At 63.1% G+C, this 23,194-nt stretch carries 18 protein-coding genes and 1 pseudogene; 9 read left to right on the forward strand and 10 right to left on the reverse strand.

Annotated elements, in window-relative coordinates:
* The first annotated feature begins 30 nt into the window (after positions 1-30).
* Positions 31-468, forward strand: a complete 438-nt coding sequence (locus GN300_RS09150) for a DUF2867 domain-containing protein (protein WP_007730272.1) — start codon at positions 31-33, stop codon at positions 466-468.
* Here GN300_RS09150 and GN300_RS09155 read toward each other — a convergent pair.
* The 3 genes and pseudogenes from GN300_RS09155 to GN300_RS09165 form a co-directional block, all read right to left on the reverse strand.
* Positions 469-2,093 (reverse strand): annotated as a pseudogene (locus GN300_RS09155) (cation:proton antiporter).
* Between the two features lie 39 nt (positions 2,094-2,132).
* Entirely contained in the window at positions 2,133-2,798 is a 666-nt protein-coding gene (locus GN300_RS09160) for a YoaK family protein (RefSeq protein WP_003943143.1), read from the reverse strand.
* Between the two features lie 14 nt (positions 2,799-2,812).
* On the reverse strand, positions 2,813-4,366 hold the full coding sequence (locus GN300_RS09165; protein WP_003942885.1) for an MBL fold metallo-hydrolase: 1,554 nt from the start codon (positions 4,364-4,366) through the stop codon (positions 2,813-2,815).
* A gap of 244 nt (positions 4,367-4,610) precedes the next feature.
* Here GN300_RS09165 and GN300_RS09170 point away from each other — a divergent pair, with 244 nt between their 5' ends.
* Complete coding sequence (locus GN300_RS09170) at positions 4,611-5,588, forward strand: ABC transporter substrate-binding protein (RefSeq protein ID WP_003942949.1); 978 nt, start codon at positions 4,611-4,613, stop codon at positions 5,586-5,588.
* 33 nt (positions 5,589-5,621) lie between these two features.
* On the opposite strand, the gene GN300_RS09175 is transcribed toward GN300_RS09170, so the two are convergent.
* Together GN300_RS09175 and GN300_RS09180 are read right to left on the reverse strand one after the other, a co-directional pair.
* On the reverse strand, positions 5,622-6,107 hold the full coding sequence (locus GN300_RS09175) for a hypothetical protein (RefSeq protein WP_042922885.1): 486 nt from the start codon (positions 6,105-6,107) through the stop codon (positions 5,622-5,624).
* Positions 6,108-6,178: 71 nt separating this feature from the next.
* The gene (locus tag GN300_RS09180; RefSeq protein ID WP_003942926.1) at positions 6,179-7,057 is read right to left on the reverse strand and encodes an alpha/beta fold hydrolase; all 879 of its coding nucleotides are present in this window, start codon (positions 7,055-7,057) and stop codon (positions 6,179-6,181) included.
* A 98-nt stretch (positions 7,058-7,155) separates the two neighbouring features.
* Here GN300_RS09180 and GN300_RS09185 point away from each other — a divergent pair, with 98 nt between their 5' ends.
* The gene (locus GN300_RS09185; protein ID WP_058038410.1) at positions 7,156-9,114 is read left to right on the forward strand and encodes a BTAD domain-containing putative transcriptional regulator; all 1,959 of its coding nucleotides are present in this window, start codon (positions 7,156-7,158) and stop codon (positions 9,112-9,114) included.
* A 4-nt stretch (positions 9,115-9,118) separates the two neighbouring features.
* Here GN300_RS09185 and GN300_RS09190 read toward each other — a convergent pair whose 3' ends face one another.
* The 4 genes from GN300_RS09190 to GN300_RS09205 form a co-directional block, all read right to left on the reverse strand.
* Positions 9,119-10,693: a carboxylesterase/lipase family protein gene (locus tag GN300_RS09190; protein WP_003943103.1), complete on the reverse strand. Its 1,575-nt coding sequence runs from the start codon at positions 10,691-10,693 to the stop codon at positions 9,119-9,121.
* Between the two features lie 25 nt (positions 10,694-10,718).
* Positions 10,719-11,396: a GAP family protein gene (locus GN300_RS09195; RefSeq protein WP_003942973.1), complete on the reverse strand. Its 678-nt coding sequence runs from the start codon at positions 11,394-11,396 to the stop codon at positions 10,719-10,721.
* Positions 11,397-11,470: 74 nt separating this feature from the next.
* A complete protein-coding gene (locus GN300_RS09200) occupies positions 11,471-13,165 on the reverse strand; it encodes a hypothetical protein (protein ID WP_058038411.1) in 1,695 nt (564 codons plus the stop codon).
* On the reverse strand, positions 13,162-13,821 hold the full coding sequence (locus GN300_RS09205) for a response regulator (RefSeq protein WP_058038412.1): 660 nt from the start codon (positions 13,819-13,821) through the stop codon (positions 13,162-13,164). Before GN300_RS09205 ends, GN300_RS09200 begins: the two co-directional genes overlap by 4 nt.
* A gap of 173 nt (positions 13,822-13,994) precedes the next feature.
* Here GN300_RS09205 and GN300_RS09210 point away from each other — a divergent pair, with 173 nt between their 5' ends.
* The 3 genes from GN300_RS09210 (at position 13,995) to GN300_RS09220 (ending at position 20,416) form a co-directional block, all read left to right on the forward strand.
* Positions 13,995-15,440 (forward strand): MFS transporter, encoded by a 1,446-nt coding sequence (locus GN300_RS09210; RefSeq protein WP_058038413.1) that lies wholly within the window; start codon positions 13,995-13,997, stop codon positions 15,438-15,440.
* A gap of 76 nt (positions 15,441-15,516) precedes the next feature.
* The gene (locus GN300_RS09215) at positions 15,517-18,912 is read left to right on the forward strand and encodes a BTAD domain-containing putative transcriptional regulator (RefSeq protein WP_082661420.1); all 3,396 of its coding nucleotides are present in this window, start codon (positions 15,517-15,519) and stop codon (positions 18,910-18,912) included.
* Between the two features lie 118 nt (positions 18,913-19,030).
* On the forward strand, positions 19,031-20,416 hold the full coding sequence (locus tag GN300_RS09220) for an FAD-binding oxidoreductase (RefSeq protein WP_063315474.1): 1,386 nt from the start codon (positions 19,031-19,033) through the stop codon (positions 20,414-20,416).
* Here the strand turns inward: GN300_RS09220 and GN300_RS09225 are convergent.
* Positions 20,397-21,725 carry a diacylglycerol kinase family protein gene (locus GN300_RS09225; protein ID WP_058038414.1) on the reverse strand — a complete coding sequence of 443 codons (1,329 nt, stop codon included), beginning with the start codon at positions 21,723-21,725 and terminating at the stop codon, positions 20,397-20,399. The genes GN300_RS09220 and GN300_RS09225 overlap by 20 nt on opposite strands.
* Positions 21,726-21,865: 140 nt before the next feature.
* Between GN300_RS09225 and GN300_RS09230 the strand changes: the two genes are divergently transcribed.
* Genes GN300_RS09230 through GN300_RS09240 form a run of 3 tightly spaced genes read left to right on the forward strand, consistent with a single transcriptional unit; the run spans position 21,866 to position 23,192 of the window.
* Complete coding sequence (locus GN300_RS09230) at positions 21,866-22,300, forward strand: hypothetical protein (protein ID WP_063315473.1); 435 nt, start codon at positions 21,866-21,868, stop codon at positions 22,298-22,300.
* Positions 22,297-22,560, forward strand: a complete 264-nt coding sequence (locus GN300_RS09235; RefSeq protein WP_007730221.1) for a hypothetical protein — start codon at positions 22,297-22,299, stop codon at positions 22,558-22,560. Before GN300_RS09230 ends, GN300_RS09235 begins: the two co-directional genes overlap by 4 nt.
* Positions 22,548-23,192, forward strand: a complete 645-nt coding sequence (locus GN300_RS09240) for a TetR/AcrR family transcriptional regulator (RefSeq protein WP_058038416.1) — start codon at positions 22,548-22,550, stop codon at positions 23,190-23,192. Before GN300_RS09235 ends, GN300_RS09240 begins: the two co-directional genes overlap by 13 nt.
* The last annotated feature ends 2 nt before the right edge of the window (positions 23,193-23,194 follow it).

Consider the following 23,194-nt stretch of genomic DNA (forward strand, 5'->3'; position numbering starts at 1 on the left):
AGTTCCATACGGCACCGTACGGAGGACGAAATGACACTCGCTTTCAAGGCAATGCCTGCACCGGACTGGGCAGAAGCCACCACGATCACCATCCCGTCTGTTCCGACCCATACATCCGAGGAGTGGGCGCAGGCAGTCTTCGACGTCAGGAATGTCCCCGCACCCGTCCTCGCGATGTTCTGGCTCAGGGAGCGGATAGTCGGACTGCTCGGCATCGCCAAGGGACGCCCCGACACCTTTGCCGTCGACAAGATCGCCGACGGCGAGGCCCTCATCGAAGCGGACGAGAAACACCTACGATTCGTCGCCTCGGTTCAGGCCGACAACGACGCCGGCCTCCTGCACGTCGTCACCGCCGTGGAGCTGAAGAACCGCGCGGGCCGAATCTACTTCGCACCCGTTCAGGTACTGCACGGCGTGATCACGCGGGCAATGATGACGTCCGCTCGAAAGAGACTGTGCACGTGATCAACCGTCCGGACCGCCCTTGAGTTCGAGGCTGATCTGATCGGCATCCAGCGCGGCAAGTGCCGATCCGAGCATCCGTGCGTCGAACACGCCATCGTCACGTGCGTCGAGCAGTGCCTGACGCTGCGCGTCGATCACGTCGAGGCGGATCCTCTTCTTCGACCGACCCTCTGGCGGAACGACACTCGCAGCAGCATCTTCGAGGAGGTCGAGCAACCTGCGATGCTCGTCTAGTTCGGATTCGGTGAGATCCTGCGAGGCCGGACCGGTCGCCACTACGACGCGCTTCAACGTTCCTCCCTGAAGGATCAACGAGCCTGCTGCCACCAGGAACGCAACCAAGATCAGGAGCGATCGACTCGGGGTGCTTCCGGCAGAGTCTGCGCTGCAGCCAGAGTGACCGCCCCGCGCATGCCGGCCCAGATGACGATCGTGCCTTCACGCCATCCCAACGGCGCAGCAAGGTAGTAGTCGATATCGGCAACCGTCCGCCGAACCCGAACCTTGAACCTTTCCATCTGATTCGCCGAAGGTGCCCGGCGCCTGCTGCGTCGTTCGCCTGGCGGGTAATCCTCGGGATTGTCGAGGCGATTCGCGATGTCGGAGAGTCTGGGTTTCATGCGTTCACGAAAATTCGCCCGTGCTTGGAGCGCTCGCAGGAGCGGGGCCACGTACAGAGCCCGCACCAAGATCGTGAGGAACAGTGCACCCGCCGCCACGAAGACCGCCGTGAATATGCCCTCGTGGTCGACCCGGACATCGTCGACTATCGACGAGAGTTCGAGGCCCATCACCAGGAAGATCGCACCTTCGAGGACCAATTCGACTGTGCGCCAGTTCTGGGAGTCGGACAACCGGTGTCGCGGTGACAGCTTCCGAGGAGCGTCGTAGCCGGTGACGAGCCCGGCCACGACGGCAGCAACCAATCCTGACGCACCCAACTCTTCGGCGGGGATCGCCGCCAGAAACGGCACCGTGAACGAGATGACCGTGTTGACCGTCGAATCGGTGACACGGGCGCGAACCATCAGGTTGACCTTGCCGACGACAACTCCGATGACCGCGGCCACGACGACGGCAAAAGCGAACTTGCCCAACACACTCCACAGCGACACCGATGCGGCGGCCCCGGCGATGGCAGTACGCAACAGGACCAGAGCGGTGGCGTCGTTGAGCAGGCTTTCGCCTTCGAGGATCGACACCACCCGCGGCGAGACCGGGAGTTTCTTGACGATGGACGTCGCGACGGCATCCGTCGGGCTCACGATCGCACCGAGTGCAATGCCCCACCAGATACCGAGTCCTGGTATCACCCAGGAGAAGAACACACCGAGAACAAGCGCACTCACGACCACGAGCAGAACGGAAAGCCCACCGATGGCACCGAACTCACGCCGAAACTCCATCGACGGCATCGAGACCGAGGCGGAGTACAGCAGTGGTGGAAGCACGCCTGCCAGAATCCATTCCGGGTCGATGTCCACTGCTGGGACAAATGGTAAGAGGCTGACAACGATCCCGGCCATCACCAGAATCAACGGTGCTGCGACTCCGATCCGCGCTCCGAGCGTCGATGCCGCGACGATTCCGAGCAGTCCGAGCACCACGATGATCAGAGCATCCACTGCTTCCCCCTGTACCCCCGGATTTGTGTCTGGCTCTTTCTACACCTTTGCCGGAGACGGGGGCGAGACCTGCCAGGCAACGGCGATCAGAACAACCGTGAACGCCGATGCGGGCCACAGAGCGTGAAGACCGATCCATCGGTGAACCAACGCACCGACCACCGCGCCCGCGATCAACCCGGCACACATCCCGAAGTGCTGCAGCCACGCCCACTTCGGGCCACCCAGAAAGGCTCCGGTCAGACGCTGGCCCATCTTGACCAGCGCACCGGTCATGTACGTGACACCGATCGTCACCTCGCCGTCGCGCTGGAACACCGAGTTGACGGCTCCCATCGCCAAGGCCATCGCCGAGATCGCGCCGGGGGTGACGTCGAGGCTGCTCATCACCGAACCGATGGACAGCAGCCCGGCTACAACCGCGAGCACCGTGACCTTGCGAGCCCGGACCGAATAGCGCTCCGTGAAGTGGGTGACGACGGTTCCCAGCGCGATTCCCAGGAGGAAGAGCACGATGATTCCGCCGGCAACTCTCGCGGTCGACCACACCCCGTCGGCAAATGCGACGCTCGCCTGCGTCATGTTGCCGCTCATGAACGAAACGAAAGGCCCACCGAGCGTGATGAATCCGAGCGCGTCGACGTAACCGGCCAACCCGGCGAGCGCTGTCGCCAGGCCGATCAGCGACCTGCTGTATCCCGTCACCCGACGAGCTCGGTTCAGCTCAGCTTGCTGGTGCGCAGCTCGTGGCCCTTGGACGTCTTGCAGCGGCCGGTCTCGAGATCCCACTGCCAGCCGTGCAGATCGCAGGTGAGGTTGGTGCCGTCGACGACACCGAACTTCGACAGGTCAGCCTTGAGGTGGGGGCAACGACGCTGAATCTCGTACCCGCCCAACTCGATAGACGCGCTGTCGTCGTGGGCCTCGGCGAACCAGCCGTCGGCGTACGCGATGCGCTCGTCGGTGAGGCACTTGAAGAACGTGTAGAGGAATTCGTTGTACCCACCGATGCGCCACGCCGTGAAGCGTGTCGACAGGAAGATGGTGTTGACCCAGTCGGGCTCGTCGTCGCGCAGAACGGTGCGAACCAGTTCGGGAGCGATGCGGAAGCCGTAGCGGTACTTACCTTCTCCGTCGATGGGCTCACGAACGATCCGCTTCGGGAAGTCGAGGACGACCGTCTCCTCTCCCATCACGAGTCCGACGGGGTAGCCGATTCCGTCGCAGATCAGATCGGACTGAGCCATGATCGGCTCGAACTTGGCCTTGAGACCGTCGAGCAGCGGCTCGCCTTCGGCCGGAGCCCACGTGGCCTTCTGCGCGGCGATGACCGGTGCCATCTTCTGCGCCATCTTCTCGATGTACTCGGCCTTGTTGGAGAAGATCTTGTCGACGTCTGCGTCCGGGATGGGATGCGTCAGCGCGACCTTCTCGCTTCCGCGAAGTTCGACGGCCGAGCCGGGGATCATCAGCAGACCACGATCGTTGCCGTTGATGCGCATCTGCTCGAGGAACGTGATCTGGTCGGGGAAGATGTTTCCCTCGTCGCCGTGATCGTCGTTGAGGTAACGCAGGTCGTCGTCGAGGAAGACCGGCGGGCCGGCCGACGGGACAACCCAGGCAGCGTCGACCTGGGAGATGTAGTTGCGGCAGCGGTCCATGCCGCGCTGACGCTTCTGCTTGCCGAAGTTGCGCTTGGTGCCCTTCGGGATGTCGTAGACCATCGGGTACCAGATCGCGCCCGAGTACTGCAGCAGATGGATGTCGACCTTCCCGAAGGCGTCGGTCAGCGGGTCCAGGTCGACGGGCCTGGCGTCGTTCATGTTGAAACAGGTGGTTTCCCCGTCCGAGACGACGAGGCCCGAGTCACCGATCGGACCGTCCGCGGGAGCGCGCAGAGCGATGATCATGATGTCGAGATCGCCCTTGGGACCGCTGACGGTGTGCTTGACGGAGTCTTCCGTCTCGAAGAACTTGTGGAAGCCGAGCTTCTCGAGTTCACGCTTGAGGTCCGGCACCGGGTAATCGGGGAGCAGGACTGTGGCGTCCTTGTTGACGTGCGCGATCAGATTCTTCGGATCGAAGTGGTCCTTGTGCAGGTGCGAGACGTAGAGGTAGTCGCAATTGCCCAGCGCGTCCCAGTCCAACTCTGTGTTGTCGGGGAACGGCACCCAGGACGCAAAATACGTCGGGGTCACCCATGGATCACACAGGATGGATCCGGCCTCGGTCTGGATGTGAAATCCTGCGTGGCCGACGCTGGTGATCTGCATTGCAACCTCCGAAATCGTACTGCTGGTCAACTCAGCATAGTCGGCGCGATCAGGGCCAAATCGCGATCGAGGAGGCGGCCGGTTGTGACGTCATGCACGTCAGAGGTCGAAAGTGGGTTGTGAATCAGACCTGCCGGTGACGCGGACAACACTCTCTGTGCTGGCGTGTTCGCCGTATTTCTTGGCGTTCGCGGGAGCTGTTTCAGCATTCCCGAAGACAGCCCCTAAGGCTAACCTAACAAGCATGACTCGACTCCTTTCTCCCTCCACGACCGATCGCGACTACTGGGCGATCGTGGACAACCTGACGCGACGCGGTTTCTTCGGCGTCGGCGCGGGCGTCGCTGCGGCCGCGTTTCTCGCCGCCTGCGGCAGCACGGAAAGTTCGACGCCCGAGAACGCGGAGACCTTCGAGTTCACGCGCGGCGACGAGAAGCTGATCATTCCGACGGACCCGCAGAACGTCGTTGCCCTCGACCCGCGGGACGGCCTCGAATTGTCGATCCTCGCCGGATACCCGGTGACCGCCTACCCGACCGGCGCAGCCGAACACCTACGCCGTGAGGTCCCGGATGCCACGGGTGTCGAGATCTTCGCCGAAGGTGCTTCCGATCCCAACTTCGAATACATCTCGACTCTCGGCGCAGACCTTCTCGTCCTCAGCGCCGGCTGGTGGGACACCGGGTCGTACGGCAACGACCGGATGCAGCAGATCGCACCGGTCCTGCCCGTCGGCAAGGACTTCACCCCGGAGTGGCGGAAGGTCATGTCGGACTTCCTCACCGGCATCGGGCGCAGCGATCGCGCCGAAGAAGTACTCGCCGAGTACGACGCCCATGTAGCTCAGGTCCGCCCGACCGTCGAACCGCTGATGGCCGGCAAGAAGGTTGCCTTCGTCGCCGCCGCGGAGGATCAGATCGCGTGGTTCCAGAACGATTTCCGCACCGCCGTCGCCGAGGACCTGGGATTCGAGGTGCTCCGTGAAGGCCCCGACCTTCGCGTGATGCTCGGATCGGAGCAGTTCAACCGTCTCGAAGAAGCCGACGTCATCTTCGCCTTGGACCGCAGCGCCTCCGGCAGCGTGTACACCTCACCGACGTGGCAGCGTCTGCCCGCCGCGCAGGCTGGTCGAGTGATTCCCTTCGACTACTACAAGGCCGCGGGATACGCCTTGACCGCCAAGGTTCTCGTCGACGACTTGGCGGCCGGGGTCAAGCGGTAGAACCCGACCTTCGTCAACCCGACGGGGCCCCGATCATTCGGCACCGGCGGCTCGTCCTGTCACGCGGTCCCGAAACTCGCGGAACGCTTGGAAACCACCGGTGAGCGCCCGCGCCAGTTCCTCGGCGCTGTCGACCCAGACGACGTCCTCCAACTCGGAAACGTCGTCGGGCTCGTGATTGCGCTGGGGAACGAGAAACGTCGGGTCACCCTGAGGGTTGACGATCAGGAACCCAGCCGCCGCGCAGAGGTCGTAGACGAACGCGCACTCGGCAGGCGACAGCGTCGCGTGGAAGATTCCACCACTGAGTGGATCGCTCTGCTCGAGCGAGTCGAGATGAAGGTCGGAGAAGGCCCCGTCGATCGTCAATGCCCTGTCGTCACGGTCGACGATCTCGCCTCCGTACGGGCTCTCGACCACGCGCAGCCCGTGCTGATCGAGGAAAGCGGCGACCGCCGCCCGATCAACATCGAGTTGCACGTCCTTCGTCACCCGCATGAAGTGCAGCGAGAAACCCATCGATCCCCCTCGTCCATTCGCGACGCACGTGATGCGCTCGCCAGTACCTCGACAGCCGAGAAGCGTCAAAACTACCTCTCGAGTAGGGTCCGGATAGCCTCGACCACTTCGGCAGGCGCCTCTTCTGCCATGAAGTGACCTGCGGACAGCGTGCGGTGCTCGAGATCGGGCGCCCACGCTTTCCACAGGGCCTCGGCGTCGTAGCCGAGCATCGAGCCCCAGTCCTGCTGAATGACCGTGACCGGCATGTGCAGTTGGTTGCCCGCCTCCCGATCGGACTGATCGTGTTCGATGTCGATGCCTGCCGACGCCCGGTAATCGGCAACGATCGACGGCACCGCCTCCCGTGAGGCGCGCAGGTATTCCGCCCGCACGTCTACCGGAATCGCTTCGCGGTTCTGCGTCCACACGTCGAGAAAGTACTCGAAGAACGCGTCGGCGCTGGCGCTGATCATCTGCTCGGGAAGACCAGGTGGCTGAGCCATGAGATAGAGATGGAACGCCACAGCAGCATTCGATCCATGCAGGATGTCCCACATATCCAGGGTGGGGAGCACGTCCAGCGAGCCGAGTTGCGTGATCACATCCGGATGATCCAGCCCCGCTCTGACGGCAACCAGTGCGCCACGATCGTGGCCGACGAGGGCGAACTTCTCGTGTCCCAATTTCCTCGCCACCTCGACGATGTCGGCAGCCATTGTTCGTTTGGAGTAGGTGTCCGGGTTTTCCTCGACCGGTTTGTCGCTGGCTCCGTATCCGCGGAGATCCGGGCAGATGACGGTGTGATCCGACGCCAAGGCAGTGGCTACGTGACGCCACATGAGGTGAGTCTGAGGGAAGCCGTGCAGAAGGACGAGTGGTGTTCCGCTTCCGCCGACCGCGACGTTGAGCCGCACTCCGTCTGCTGTGGAAATCTGCTGGTAGTCGAAGCCTGGAATGGTGATAGTCATCGATCGCTCTCGTTAGTCGGGGTGATGGCAGGTCGGGGTGATGGCAATCAGCTTCGCCGCAGTCGATGAGCGTTCGATGAGCGCGATAGCGTGGGGAAATGCGAGACCACACATTTGAAGCCCCGGCTTTCGGAGTGCTCGGACCCGTGGTCGCGTGGAACGAGTCTTCACACCAGATCGATCTGAAGGGTCCACGACACCGAGCGGTCCTCGCTCGTCTCGTCGTCGCCCGCGGCCGTGTTGTTCCCGTGGACGTGATTGTCGACGACCTCTGGGTCGATCCTCCGTCCGGCGCTACCAGCGCAATACGTACGTTCGTTTCCGCATTGAGGCGTGTGCTCGAACCGGATCGCGCGCCGCGAAAGAAGCCGAAAGTCATTGTCACCGAAGGGCCCGGTTACGCCTTTCATGCAGCACCCGACGCGGTCGACGCTTGGGAATTCGAAAGACTGGTGCGAGAAGCCGCAGATTCGACGCCGGCGCAATCACTCGAACTGCTCCGAACCGCGCTGCAGCTGTGGAGAGGGCCGGCCTACGCGGAGTTCGCCGACGAGCCTTGGGCCCGAACGGAGCGATCACGCTTGGAGGAACTGCGTCTGACTGCCGTCGAACGCTTGGCATCCGCGCAGCTCGATCTCGGGCGAGCTGCCGAAGCGATTCCCGATCTGGATGCCCACGTGACGGAACACCCTTGGCGCGAGGAGGGTTGGCGACTACTCGCTCTGGCGCTGTACCGGTCCGATCGTCAAGGCGATGCTCTGGCAGTCCTACGTCGCGCACGGAAGTTACTCGCCGAAGAGTTGGGCATCGACCCTGGTCCACGACTGAACGACCTCGAGTCCGACATTCTCCGCCGGGAAACCCGCCTGGATCCTGTAGGGGCAGAACAGATCTTCAGTCAGGTTTCGGCAGCGTACGACCGGACCGTAGCGGCAGGATCGAAATCGAGATTGGAGTCAACCGTCGGCCTCCTCCGAAGTTTGGCAGTTGCGGGCGGAAGCGGACTCGAGACTGCCCGAAACCAACGACTGACAATCATCGGCGCCGCTGAACAATTGGACGACGTCGAACTCACCGCGCGGATCATCGGCAATTACGACGTGCCCGGGATCTGGACGCGATCCGACGATCCTCGGCAGGCTACGCAGATCGTCGAGACCGCTCAGCGCACTCTCGATCGACTTCCGGCCGGCAACGAACCCGCTCGGGCGAGACTGTTGGCGACAATCGCACTCGAATCGCGCGGACTGCCCGGTCATCACGGTCTCGAATGTGCCCGTGCCGCAGTACAGATCGGTCGCGCTCTCGACGATCCAGGGCTCCTGGCCTTCGCTCTGAACGGATTGTTCATGCAGACGTTCTGGACTAACGGTCTGGCCTCCGAGCGCGACGACATCGGCCGTGAACTGGTCGACCTCGCCATTCGACACGGCCTGGCTACCTTCGAGATCCTCGGCCATCTGATCCGCATGCAAGCCCTCAGCGCCCTTGGGCAATTCGATGCAGCCGAGCTACATTCCGAGACGGTTGATCGATTGGCCGGACGTCACGAACGCCCGTTGGCAGCGGTGTTCACCACCTGGTTTCGCGCTATGCGTACTGCCGCTGCCGGCGCGGAGGCCGCGCACTGCGAGAAGCTGTACGAAGCTGCGGCGGTCAATCTTTCCGATGCCGGCATGCCGGGTCTCGCGGACGGCATACTCCCTCTCGCAATTCTCGCCCTCCGCGTATGGCGGGGACTGCCGGCGATTTTCGACCCGACCACGCAGTGGGGCCCCTACGAATCCTGGGCCCGGCCACACCTGCTCATCGCACAGGGGCAGACGAACGAAGCAGCGAAGGCCGTCGAGGCATTGCCGGACCCGCCCGAAGACCTACTCTCCGAGGCACTGTGGTGCTTGACTGCCGCAGCGGCGACTGCAGTCGGCGACCGTCGAGTCAAGGAGCGTGCGCGAGCGGCGCTCCTACCTGCCGCCGCCGAAATAGCCGGCGCCGGAAGCGGAATGCTCACCGTGGGACCCGTCTCGCACTACCTGGCCGAATTGGAGCAGGGCTGAACCGTCAGGTGAATGCAATCACCGTCTCACCCCACGCCTCCCGGATCTCGCGGTCGAGATCAGCGACGACGGCATCGCGTTTGTCGATCAACAGTGTCGAGCGTGTGTCGGTGTCGTAAGTGGGCCACCCCGGGTCCGCACCCAGTTCGCGATCGTCCCCGGCGTCGTAATCGCCTGCAGCTCTGGCAAAGTCCAACCACCTCGCCTGCATGCGCTCAGAGACATGACGCGCCGCGCTCAAGCCACCCAACTTGTAGGTAATGTCTCGTGCCCCGTGGTTGATGTTGCCGAAGACGTAGGCAAGTTCGGTGCCGTGGGTCGCACCGATCTTCAGCGCCTTGAGCATCGGCGGCGCGTAGTCGAAGCGATACAACCACGTCGGCGCAACCTTGCTGTGCGCCTCGGCGATCCACAACGTAGGCAGCCGGAATCCGAAATCACGGGTCAAACCGAGACCGGCGCCCAGCTTGGACAGTCCCGAATACGCGCCTTCGATTTGAGAATGATCCGGTAGCTCGAGTCCTGGATGCTCGTCGGCGATCTCCGCGAACATCGACGTGATCACGACGGGATCGATCGGCATCAACGGCGACTTCATCATCCGGAAGAGCGAAGATTCGTCCTTGTTGGTTCCGATGATCAGCGGAATCGGGTGTGCATTGCCGTGACGGAACGCGCGCACCGGGTAGTCAGGGAGCAGATCACCGTCGACGATCGGCGCGAACGCCAAAGTGCCAGGCGTCTCCTGGGGGACGCGAGCAAACAGTTCGTCTGACGGCCCGATCAAGTCTTCGGCAGACGTGGACCGCAACAGACCCAGATCGCTTCCGCCGCTGAAGATCTCGAGAAACAGCTTCGCGACGATCTCACCACGTTCACTACCGTACACCGAAGTGGCGGGCGAACTTTCGGCAATAGCGCGATGAAACAGGCCGCGAGCGGACGGGACGGTCATCAGCGTCGTCACCGCGCCGCCACCTGCCGACTCGCCGAACAACGTCACTTTGTCGGGATCGCCACCGAAAGCCGCGATGTTGCCTTGAACCCATTGCAGCGCTGCAATCATGTCGCGGAGAGCGACATTGGGCTCGAAGGTATGTTCACTCGAATTGAAGGACGAGAAATCGACGAAGCCGAACACACCGATGCGGTAGTTGATCGAGACGACGACAACGTCGCCGTTCTCAGCCAATGTGGTTGCGTCGAAAAGTGGTTGGCTGGACGCTCCGCGGAAATACGCTCCGCCGTGAATCCAGACCATCACCGGTTTACCCGGCGCATCAGAACCGACGGGGCCCGGTGCCCACACGTTGAGGAACAGGCAGTCTTCGTCCATCGGAACGTTCTCACCGAGCGGGATCATCGCGAGCCGACTTTGCGGCTCACACGGTCCGAATTCTGTTGCGTCCTGGACCTCGGTCCACGGCTGCGGCGGAACCGGCGCGCGAAATCGCAGCGCACCGACCGGAGGTGCCGCGTAACGAATCCCCTTCCAACTCGACACCGAGCCTTTCGTCGATCCTCGAACCGGCCCGTACGTTGTCTCGACTACCGGCGCTTCGCTGGGTGTGATCGTCATTCGATTTCTCCTCGAAAACAAGTTGCTACTTCGACAGGGCTTCGACAACGTGCGAGAGTTCCAATGCTGCCAGCATCAGGAACAAAACGGTCATGATTGCCGCATTGTGGCGGATCAGAGTGCTTTTGGTGGCGCTCAGTGCATCGGTCACCTTCGCCGAGGGCACGGCAGCCAATGCTGACAGCACGATCAAGGCGATGGACGCCGCTACCGCGAACAGAACGGAGTACGCGACCACTGATACCCAGCCGAGGTGCCCGCCACCGATGATCGAACCTGCCTTGAGTTCGAGCGGCAGGTTCTTCGCGTTGGGTACGGTCAACAACAGTCCCAGAACCGCAGCTTTGGCCGGTTGCATCGAGTCGATCTGCGCCAGCCACGACGGCATCGCCGGCTCGGCATCGTCTTTCGGACGGCCACGCCAACTCGAGTACGCGAGCGCCAGAAAACCGACAGTGAACACGACGGCGAACACCGTCTGGACGGTATGCGCGCTGCCACTGGACTTCGATTCCACTCCGGTGGTCGAGAGTGCCGTCGCTGCTGTAATCGCTGCCGCGGCCAGCACGATGCTCGCGGTGTACGCGAATGCATTTGCCTTCGCCCGAGTGGACAGCAGGATCGCGATGATCGCAACCAGAGGAATCGGGCTGATGACGACGCCGGTGGCGAGTGGGATGAGCTGCGCAGTAATCGATTCCATTTCTGCGACCGTACAAGCGGCCAATCCGGCCATTGGCGAAACGTTCGGCCTCCACGACATCGCCACTCACGGTGTCACAGAAGCACGGCTGTGAGGACCACACGGTCTTCCTCTTCGACAAGTTCGAGGGACGTTACCGTACCGGCGAGCGATTCAAGCCCGATCCCTGAGTCCCGTGCCACCGGCATCCGACCCGGCGAGCTGATCCGCACTACTACCGCCCGAGCATCGGCGAGTGTCACCTCGAGGAAGACGGGCCCTCCTGCACCGTGTTTCACGGCGTTGGTCAGTCCCTCCGACAGGATCTCCACCACGCTGTCGAGCCGAGCGGAGCCGGAACCGATCACCGCCCAGACTTCGTCGTCGACGTGACTGACGACCGGAATTGCGTAGCGCCACACCGTGACAAGATCATCGATACGCTTTCGGGCATCGGAGTCAGCCGGCTGATCGGATGACGCAGTCAGGTCGCTTTCCAAGCCGTCGAGAATGTGGGCAATGGTTGCCGCAACATCGACTGGGCGACCGGCAACGGCGCCCGAAGACCATGCGGCCGCTACGAGTTCGCCCTGCACCGACGAGTGCAACAACCTGGCCAGTCCACGTCGGGTGTGCATGAGCTCGGCATGGATACGAGCTGCATCGAGCGCTTGCCGGCTCAGGGCACTGCGGAGTTGACGCTCCTCGTCCTGACGCTGCGTATCCGCAGCCCTGATCAGGCAGACGGACAGCGCAACCAACGGGTAGACGGCCATCGACGAGAGATAGAAAGTCGGGGTACGGCCGAACACCGTCAGGAGCAGCCACGTCGCGGTACTGCTGATCAGCGCACTCGAGCAGTACACCGCAGAAAGAGTCGCGATCCGTCTCAGAGGGCCGTCTCCGCTGCTGACAACTCGGCGAGCGCACGCATTGCCACCGACGAAGAGCCAGAAACCGACGCCGAGCTGGACCGCCGTGAACGTCACGCCGTAAGTCGTGAGCAGGTAGACGGTCACCAGTGCCGTGTACGCGAACACCGGTACGTACAGTGGCGCCGGTTCAACGCTGCGTACGACGCCGATCAGTCGATCTCTCGCCGTCAGCCGCACAGTCGGCGTCGGTGATTCGATCGGGGGAATCTCCCGGAACAGTCGATGACTCATCGGGCGAACCACGTCGTCGGAGATTCGCTTCAAGAGAGCTGCTCCTCGCACTCCCTCGAGTTCCGTTTCAGCAACCGCGTGCATGACCGTCTCGATACTGCGCTCGAGCTCTCGCCGACACTGCGCACGGGTTTGGCCGAGGCGGAATCGATCCCGGGTCTGTTGGAGTTGGACGGCGGCCCCGGCAACCTTCAAACTCCGTTGCAGCGCGAGGCGGTCACGGAGAGCGCTTACCAGTACGGCGGTCAACGACAAGAAGACAACGCTGCACACGACGTTGAGTCCAACACGGACGAGCATCGGTCTGGGGTCGACGGGGAGTTCGAGCGAGCGGGTGATCGCGTCGAGGACGAACGGGCGGATCGCGCCGATCACTGCGAACAGGGCCAGGGCTGCGAGCTGCGATCGGTGTGCTGCAAGAACAGCCCTCGCCATCAGCAGCATCAGCCCGACGACGCAGTGGGTCGCGAAGGCGCCGACTGCCATCACGCCTACTTCGCGCACCCCGGTACACAGGTAGTAGTTGGCCATCACGGTCACCGCGAACGGCAGCGTCAGAATCCAGGACCACTTGGTGACGATGTTCCGATCACCGAGTCGAAGCCACCACTCGCGCGGGTTCACACCGAGTCGGTCACTTCGGGCACACCGAAATGGCGGATGAAGATACTCGCAGCAAGCACTCGCGGATTGGTGGACGAATCGTGCGTCAATCCCAGGCTCTCGAGAGTGCGCGCGATGAGCTTCTCCACACCTCGGATCGAGGACCCACGATGCGCTGCGATTGCGCTGTTCGACCACCCGAGCGAGATGTAACGCAGAAGATCGAGCTGTGATCTGGTGAGGCTCGACAAGGCGGAGTCCGGATCACTCCCGAGCGCCGGTGGCTCGGTTTCCGTCAACGCGGCCTCCACTACGCCGATCAACTGATCCGCCGACTGGACAGCCGCCTTGTCCACGAACAGCGATTTCGGCGGCACACCCGCAGAACCTGGCGCTGTCGATGCGTTGGGGTAGTTCGTCAGGAACACGATCGCGCAATGCGGAGCCTTCACGGTGACGATGTTCGCGAGATCGACGCCGTTCGGCCGCACGCCAAGGTCGATGTCCGTGACCAAGAGGTCAGGATCGAATCCGTCGAACTCCGTGAGCGCTTCGACCGCCGATCCGGCCGTATGGACCACGAACCCGGCGTGTGTGAGCGTGTCACCGACGAGCGCACGCATCAGTGGTTGGTCTTCCACCACCAACACCCGTCGCACCCACTGGCTGGTCTCCATGACCAGAGATTAACCGTTGGGAGAGTGCGTATTCGACCGAGCAGGTGGTGACGGATTCCGAGTAACACAGCAGTTATCAACCACGCGGGTTCCAAGCATTTCGCCCGATATGTCCCAAGCGTCGGAGCGCAGGGTGTTCCGAGTACACACCCCTTCGACCATCAGGACGGGCCATGACCGCACCGATCACCCCGAAGAACACCGCAGTACGACGAGCCACTTTGCTGGCAGTATGCGTGAGCACCGCAATGCTCATGCTCGACATCGCCGTCGTCAACACCGCCCTGCCGTCGATCGCATCCGATCTCGATACCGAAGTCAGCGCCCTGCAATGGGTGATCGACGCGTACACGCTGGCATTGGCGACGGTGGTTCTCAGCGCCGGATCGTGGGCAGACCGACGGGGTCGACGCCATGTTTTCATCATCGGCATTCTGTGGTTCACCACGGCATCTCTGTTCTGCGCTCTGGCGCCGAACATCTGGGTGCTCGACCTCGCGCGGGCCGCTCAGGGTATCGGCGGTGCCGTACTCTTCGCCTGCTCACTTGCCTTGCTGGCGGACGTGTTCGAGAAGGGTCCCCAGCGCGCGACTGCTCTGGCTGCATACGGCGCCACGATCGGGGGCGCGTTTGCCGTCGGCCCACTGGTGGGCGGGTTGCTCACCGAGTTGTTGGATTGGCGCGCAATCTTTTTGATCAACGTTCCGATCGGGTTGATCACACTGGCGATGACGGTGCGGTGGGTTCCCGAGTCACGCGATCCTCGGCCTCGCCGCGCGGACGTGCCCGGGCAGATTCTGGTGTCCACCGGCCTGGCAGCTCTGGTGTTCGGTTTGTTACGCGGTAACGAGGATGGGTGGTTCGAGCCGCAGCCGATGATCGCCGCGGTGATCGCCGCGGCCGCCATGATCGGTTTCTCCCTGCACGAGCTTCGTACCACCGAGCCCATGCTGCCCCCGCATCTGCTCGCCAATCGGGCCTTCGCCGGAGCGCAGATCGCAGCGTTCTCGATCTCCGCCTCCCTGTTCGCGGTGTTCGTCTACACGACCATCTACCTGCAGAACGTGCTGCATCTGTCTCCCGTGGACGCCGGCCTGGTGTATCTACCGGCGACGATAGCGATGTTCGTCGTCGCGGGCGCCACCGCGAAATTGGACGGGCGCATCCCCGTCTCGGTCTCGTTGACGTGCTCGCTTCTACTCGTCTCGGTGGGGCTGGTCATGATGACCGTCGTCGACGTGACCAGTTCGCCGTACGCGATACTTCCCGGATTTGTTGTCGCGTGCGTGGGGGCCGGGGTGTTCAACCCCGTCATGAGTGGGTTGGTTCTGGGCGAAAGCACTTCGAACCATTCCGGATTGGCCGCAGGGATCAACGACGCGTTCCGGCAGACCGGCATCGCAGTCGGGGTTGCCGTGCTCGGCGCCTTCCTTCCGGCGCAGTCGATGCTGCCCGGCGGACCACCGGACGACTTTGTCGGTGGACTTCGGTTGGCACTGTTTGTCGCAGCCTTCATCGCAGCTCTCGGTGCGTTGGTCTGTGCGGCGACGCTGCGCACTACCAGCGTCAACCAGACTCTTTCCGAGGAATCCGAGCAGATGTTGACGAGAACTAGTTGACCGTTTTGTCCTGCATGTATGAATTTCGCTCCTTAGAATCGAACCGTCCTGCGTCCGCAGGTACGAGGGGAAACGGATGATCTATCGACTGCTCGGGCCGTTGGAGGTCGCACGGGGTCCGGCGACGAGCGACGTGATCGATCTGGGCCCTCGAAAACAACGAACGGTCCTTGCCGTTCTACTGCTCAACCGTGGTCGCGTCGTCTCCACCGACCGGCTGATCGATGCTCTCTGGCACGACGACGCACCGGCGAGTGCGATGGCAAGCATCCAGGCGTATATCTCCAACCTGCGCCGAGCGCTACGCGTCGAAACCGGTACGGCGTCACCGATAGTGCGTCAATCGCCGGGCTATGTCCTCGAGGTCGCTCCGGCAGACGTCGATCTGTCGGTGTTTCTCGACGACGCCGAAACGGCGCGACAACACGCTGAGAACGAACGGTGGCAGCAGGCTTTGACGACCGCTGACCGTGCCCTCGCCTCGGTCCGGGGGCAGCTTCTGGACGACCTGAACGACGCGCACTGGGTGGAGGTGGAAGCCGCAGCCTTCGAGGAAGTGCGGACCGAGTGCCGGGAGACCCGGATAACGGCGCTTCTGGCTCTGGGGCGCCTGGCACCCGCGCTGGTCGAAGCTGCTCAACTCTGTAGCGAGTACCCGTTCCGCGACCGGACCTGCTGGCTGCGAATGGTTGCCCTGCATCGGGCGGGCAGGTCACCGGAAGCCTTGGAACAGTTTCGATTACACGCGTCTCGGCTCGACGCCGAGCTGGGACTGGAGCCCGGCGGGGAGCTGACAGCATTGCAAGGCGCAATCCTGCGCCACGAACCCGGCCTGGCCGCCTGGCCGCGCACTCCGGGATGGACGGGGGCCGAACAAGTGTCGGTCCCGGCTTCTCCCCCAGCCGTAGCAGCGATGCCCGAGACGGATTCCTCACGCTTGTTCGTCGGGCGCGACGCTCAGACGATTGTCGCCGACAAGATGCTCGACGACGTTCGCCGTGGCTCACCTCGCTGGTTGATCTTGACCGGCCCCGCCGGCATCGGCAAGACACGATTCGCCGAGGAGTGTTCGTCGAGAACAACGTCCATTCGAGGAGCCACCGTCTGGGCACGTTGCCCGGAGGACGACGGAACGCCGCCGTGGTGGCCGATCCGCCGACTGGTTCGGGAACTCGGAGCCGACGCCGATTTCGTACTGACGCCGCCGACGGACATCGATCCGGACGAAGCGAGATTTGCCGTCTACGAACGGGTTCGCACCACCATCGAAGCTGCGGCGAAAGATGCACTGTTGACCGTCGTCATCGACGACATTCAATGGGCCGATCCCACGTCCCTTCGTTGCCTGACCTACCTGGTCGGCGCAATGACCAGTGCCAGAGTCTGGTTCGTGTCGACGCTCCGAGACTCGGAAGTCGGGCCGGCAGTGCGCAAGTTCGAAGAAGCCGTACTCCACGGCGAAGGAAACCGAACCATGATTGTGCCGGCGCTCGCGCAGGGCGAGGTTGCAACACTCGCAAGGTGCGTCTCCGGGGACTGGCTCGACGACGCGGAGGCGCGAACCCTGGCGGAACGAACCGGCGGCAACCCGCTGTTCGTCTCGGAGTACGCCAGGCTTCCCCGGAACGAGCGACTGGGCGACGGCATCCCCGTCGCCGTTCGATCTGTCCTCGGTCGACGGCTTGCCGCAGTGGAACCGGCAGTGTTGCACGCTCTTCGGGTTGCCGCAGTTATCGGCGACGCCATCGAGGTGTACACACTGGCCGCAGCCACCCGTCTCGATGTCGACACTCTCGCCGACCATCTCGACGCGGCTGCTGATGAACGAATCATCGTCGCGGACTCGGCAAACGGCGGTTACGTCTTTGCTCACGGCCTTCTCCGAGACGAAGTCCTCGAAGCGATACCCACGCTTCGTCGCCAGCGGATACATGCCCGAGTTGCCGAAGTGCTCGAAAATTCCTCCGATCCGGACCGGCTGAGCCGCCGCGCGCAACATCTGATGTCGGCACTTCCCCTGGTCGATCCACTCGTCGTTCTGGAGGCATGCACGGCTGCAGCTCAGGATGCGACCGATCGGTGGAGTTCGGAGACCGCGGCCGAGTGGTGGGAGGCAGCTGTCCGCGCGTTCGACTTACTTCCGGTGTCCCAGCAATCCGCTGACGATCGGGACGACCTGCTGGTGGCCAGAGTCGAGGCCCTCGCCCGCGCAGGTCGAGGGCAGACAGTTCTCGACGTCGTCAATGCCGGTCTCCTCGAGGCTGTTCGGGAGGGGCGAACCTCCGCCGTCGGACGATTGGCAGGCGCATTACTTCGGGCCGCCGGTGCGTGGCCGTGGGTTTCCTACGGTACCGATCCGGGACCACTGCTCGAACGGCTCGCGGCGGTCGAGCCCTTGGTCGAGAACGACAGTTCAGCTCACGCACGGGTTCTTGCTGCGCTGGCGGTGGGAAGTTGCTACCACCCCGAAGCCGAGATCCCGAATCGATGGAGCGCCCGTGCTCTCGACATCGCCCGCGAACTCGACGATCCGGATGTGATCGCGGACGCGCTGCTCGGACGGATTCTGCTTTTCTCCGGAGTCGCGGTGCACAGCGCGGAGTCCATGCGCCTACTGCGCGAGCTTTTCGAACTGCCGCACCAACAATCGCGTGTCGACAGCGTCGTCGCACACGCCGTCGCGAGCATGACGGAGATGAATCTGGCCAATGTCGATGCTGCCGTCAAACACGTCAGGCAGGGGATCATCGGCTGCGAGCTACTGAGACTCCCGGTGGTTCGGGTCCAATTACGCTGGATGGAAGCAACTCTCGCCGAATGGTACGGAGACTTCGCGCAAGCCCGCCGGCAGTACGAGACGGCCAGGCAGATCCATCTGCAAACGGAGTTGTACACGGCTGGCAGCGCAGATCTGGCGTTCAACACTCTGGAATGGGAGCGAGGTGCGTTGGCCGAATCTGATCCCGGTGTCGTGGAACCTGATTCGTGGACCATCGCCATCGACGCCGCCCGAGGCGAGCGCGAGGCCACTTCCGACGGCATCAAGAAGTGGCTGATCAATCGCGGGCCACAGACGTGGACGACATTGGGACACCAGACACTACTTGCACGCGTCGTGGCAGATCTGGAACTGGTCGAATACGCCGACACCTTCATCGAACTTCTCTCGCCACACACCGGCTGCATCGCAACGGTGGGCCATGTCGGTGAACTGGGCTCGGTCGCCGAAGCCTCCGCTCGGCTGCACGCGCTTCTCGGTCACGTCGAGCAGGCATCGACTCTCCTGGATCAGGCCGAGAAGATCGCAACTGGCTCCGGTGGAGCACCAACACTGCTGCGCTGTCGACTGCTTCGGGCGCTGCTTCGAGAGCCGTCCGCCGAACGTGAACGGGAGCTGACGGAAGTGGCGGCCGAATCGGAGACACTCGGCATGCGGGGCGTAGCTGAACGAGCGCGATCGACATGGCCCTGAACTGCGAGAATGCGCTTGGATAAAACTTGGATCCGCTTGGGATACATACGTCAAGAACCACCCAAGCCTGTTCGGACATCCTTCCCTTGACCGAAAGACGGATGAGGAAAGGAAGACCATGAACCTTCAAACCCCCACGCTCGACGCCGCGGTCGAATCACTGCGCGCAGAGGTGACCGGCTCCGTTTCCCTGCCTGGCGAAACGGGATACGAGTTGGCGATTCCGTGGAATGCAGCGGTTCCCGTCGCGCCTGGCGCTGTGGTGGCAGTCGAGAGCGCGCAAGACATTGCCGCAACGGTGCGATTCGCGGCGAAGTTGGTTCTGCGCGTCGGTGTTCAGCGCACCGGCCACGGCGCGGTCCCTCTCGGCAGTGACGTTCTCCTCGTCCACACCGGCAGGCTCACGGAGTGCGTCGTCGACCCCGAAAACCGCACTGCCCGAATCGGCGCGGGCTTGATCTGGCAGGACGTCATCGACGCTGCCGCACCCCACGGCTTGGCGCCACTGGCAGGTTCTTCACCCACTGTCGGAGTCGCCGGCTTCCTCACCGGCGCCGGCATCGGCCCGTTGGTGCGCACGTACGGGCTGTCGTCGGATCACGTTCGTTCGTTCGACATCGTCACCGGCAGTGGCGAACTCATTCATGTCACCCCCGACGAACATGCCGAATTGTTCTGGGGACTGCGCGGCGGCAAGGCCACACTGGGCATTGTCACAGCCATCGAGATCGACCTACTACCGGTCACCCACTTCTACGGCGGTGCACTCTATTTCGACGGCGCAGATGCAAGTGCGGTCGCGCACGCCTGGCTGGACTGGGGCGCCGACCTGCCTGAGCACAGCTCGACCTCTCTTGCCTTTCTGCAACTTCCACCCCTTCCACAGGTTCCGCCACCGCTGGCCGGCAGGCTCACCGTCGCGGTCAGATTCGCAAGTCTTGCCGAGGAATCCGATGCCAAGTCACTGATCGACCGAATCCGTTCAATCGCAACACCCTTGATCGACGCAGTCGGTGTGCTGCCTTATGCCGCCCTCGGGGCAGTGCACGCCGATCCCGTCGACCCGATGCCGACGCACGAATCCACGGCATTGACCAACGAGCTGTCACACGAGGCCGTCGACGCACTGCTCGCCGCTGCCGGCCCCGGATCCGGTTCACCCCAAACCGTCGTCGAATTACGACTCCTCGGGGGCGCCCTCGCACGGGAACCTGAGCACCGCAGCGCCTTCTGCCATCGTGACGCTGCCTTCTCGCTGTTCACCGTCGGAGTTCTTGCCCCACCGATGGTCGACGCGGTAGTCCCGCACGCCGAGACTCTCGGACGAACGATGGCGCCATGGACGAACGGGCATGCACTGCCCAACTTCGCGCCGAGCGTCGACCCGGAGAAGATCGCCCGCACCTACGACGAGGACACCGCTCACTGGCTGAGCGCTTTGGCGGACACGCATGATCCACAGGGAGTTCTGGCCGTCGGTCAGGTCATGCGCCGGATCTCCTGAACTTCGCCAACTCTCGCAACCGGACCAGATCCCAGGCGTGCCGGGGGCGACGGATACCCGGTCGATCTCGGGGGACTCTGACCCTCAGCGCCTGCGGACTGACCGTGCATCTGACCGGAGTTGGCATCACCAGCGCCTCGCCGTCGACGCCGACCGGAATCTCGTCGGTGTCGGCGTCGACGATCACCTCGAATCCGGTGCCCTGAGCCAGACCGTGTTGATGCGCCCTATGGAGCAACCCGATGGCCTGACGTGCACTGCTGACGGAGATCGCGACGATTCCGAGAGTGCCCCGGTCCAATCGCGGCCGATGACCGAGCCCCGCCAGGTCGTTCATCTCGTACGGGCCGTTGCTGACCAGCACAGCCTGTGGACCCACCGCGGACACGCTCGGGGAGCGCGCGGTCAGCACCGCTCCGGCACGTCCGGCGAGGAGATCCGGGAGCATCTGCAAGAAGGTGCTGGTCTTGGCGTCGCGGTACTCCGGACTCTGGACTACCTCGGCGTACGCCCCGAACGATGCGTTGTTGACGAAAGTTCGACCGCCGACATTTCCCAGATCCACCGTGACCTCGACGCCGTCGACGAGCGCGTCGAGGCACCGAGATGGATCCTCGAGATCGAGCCCCAGATCCGCGGCGAAGTGGTTGCGCGTTCCCGCACTGACGACGAGGAAGGGCAGGTCGTGTTCGGCCGCGACAGCAGCAACCAGTGCCTGTGTTCCGTCGCCACCGGCCACACCGAGTAGGTCGGCGCCGTCCGCGACCGCCTGCCTGGCCAAGGCCGTCACGTCGATCTTCTCGGGCCCCTCGAGCAGTGCGACCGTGGCCCCCAGTTCCTCGGCCTTGCGTTTCAAGTCGAACTTCTCGACCTTGCCACCACCGGAGTTCGGGTTCATCACGAAGAACGGCTTGACGGGCGGCGGTGCCGGTCGCTCGACAACCGGCAATTCCTTCTCCTCCCCCGCCAAGGCGGTGCGAGCGCAGATACCGGCTACCACGAACAACCCGATCGCGAGCAGCACCACCCACAGGAGTCGTTCTCGGACCAGGAACGTGAGCACCACGATCGGGGTCAGTACCACCATCGCCAACGAGATCCAGCGGAGGAATCCGCGGGTGGTCAGAAACCAGTACACGGCCACGACACACACGACCACCCCACCGATCCCCAGGATCAGCATGGTCAAGGCTTTCAGTCCGGCGAAGATCAGGAGCACCGCGACTGCAAGAACCAGGGCCGCGAAGGCTGCGCGCGCCAACCAACTCTGTTTCGACGAGGGCCGATCCGTGTGGGCAGAGGTCGTCATCGAGCCACCTCCCCGCGATTGTCATTTCGGCCGGTACTTCGACGCTATCCCTTCGAAGCAGGCCAGTCACCTACCGGCAAGAATCTCGCGATCGCGCACTGCTACTTTATGACGACACCTCGTCATAAAAAGGAGTAGCCGTGACAACACCGCCGTCCGAAGCGTGGGAATCCGCCGAAGGAACCCTGACCGGCATTCGGAAAGCGGGACTCCACGGACTACGTTGGACGGCCTGGTTGGCCGGCGCGACAGGTCTCGCACAGTTGGTGTCGATCGGGCTGAACTTCACCGACACTGTCAGCGGAATCGTTCCGGCCACGTACCCGCCTGTAGATGTGGCGTGCAGCGTCGTCACGCTCGTTCTTCTGGTCAGCCTGCTTGTCGGCCGCCCCAACGGTCCCGCGATGTTGTCGAGTCTCGCCCTCCTCATGGCCATGCTGATGGCGCCCACCCTTCACAAACATGCACCCGAGTCGCTCTGGCTGGCGGCGGCACACGCCGTCTCGGTCGTCGCCGTCATCACGCTGTCCGTGATGACCTCGCGGTTCTCCAGTGCCGAGTTGGATCGGTCGTGACACCGGATTCACCCCTCTCGCTTGCAGCCGAGGAATGGATCACTGATCTCACTACCGCGGAGATGGAGCGATTGCGCAAACGCACGACGCTCACACTCGCCGAAGAACAAGAGGTCTGCCGATCCGTACGCTCGATCGCGCAGCAGATGATGCTCGCACCCGTATCGATGTGGCAAGGTGATCCGCGCCTTGTTGCGGACCTGTTCGACCTCCCCGTGACCGTGAATCAGACCCAGGAGGATCGACCATGCCGAAGTTGACCGGTGGTGCGACAACCGCAGAGCACAAAATCGCCACCCGAGAAGCCATGTTGGACGCATTCATTCGCGAACTTCACGAGCAGGGCTGGCAAAACGTGAAGCTGCAGACGGTGGCCCAGGCGGCCGGCGTCTCGCGGACAGCGGTGTACAACTACTTCCCCGACAAATCCGCGTTACTGCTCGCCTGGTCCACACGCGAGATGGACAGATTCCTACTCCTGGCCGAGCGTGAACTCGCGGACCGCGAGAATCCTGTGGACCGACTCGAAATCCTCGTCAAACTGACACTCGTCGAGTTCTCACTGCAACGATTCACAGGAATCGCGTTGGTCGAATTGTTGTCAGCGCAGGATCGCGAAATTTTCCTCGAACATATTGTCCCGCTGTCGGTTCTGGTCGAACAGCTCGTTCAGGAAGGTGTCGACGCCGGTGTCTTTGTCGATTCCGATGCTGCCGCATCCGCGCAACTCATCCTCGCCTGCGTGGAAAGCCGACGGCCGATGCTCATGGCCGGCGACCGAGTGGACGCCGTCGTAGCGACCACCGTCCCGTTCATCATGCGCGCGTTGGGCGTTGCGTGGCCGGCCTCCCTCGCGGCCGAACCCTCCGATCGCTCTGCTCACGATCGGTAGGA

The sequence above is a fragment of the Rhodococcus sp. Ni2 genome, assembly GCF_021352185.1.
GTDB lineage: Bacteria > Actinomycetota > Actinomycetes > Mycobacteriales > Mycobacteriaceae > Rhodococcus_F > Rhodococcus_F qingshengii.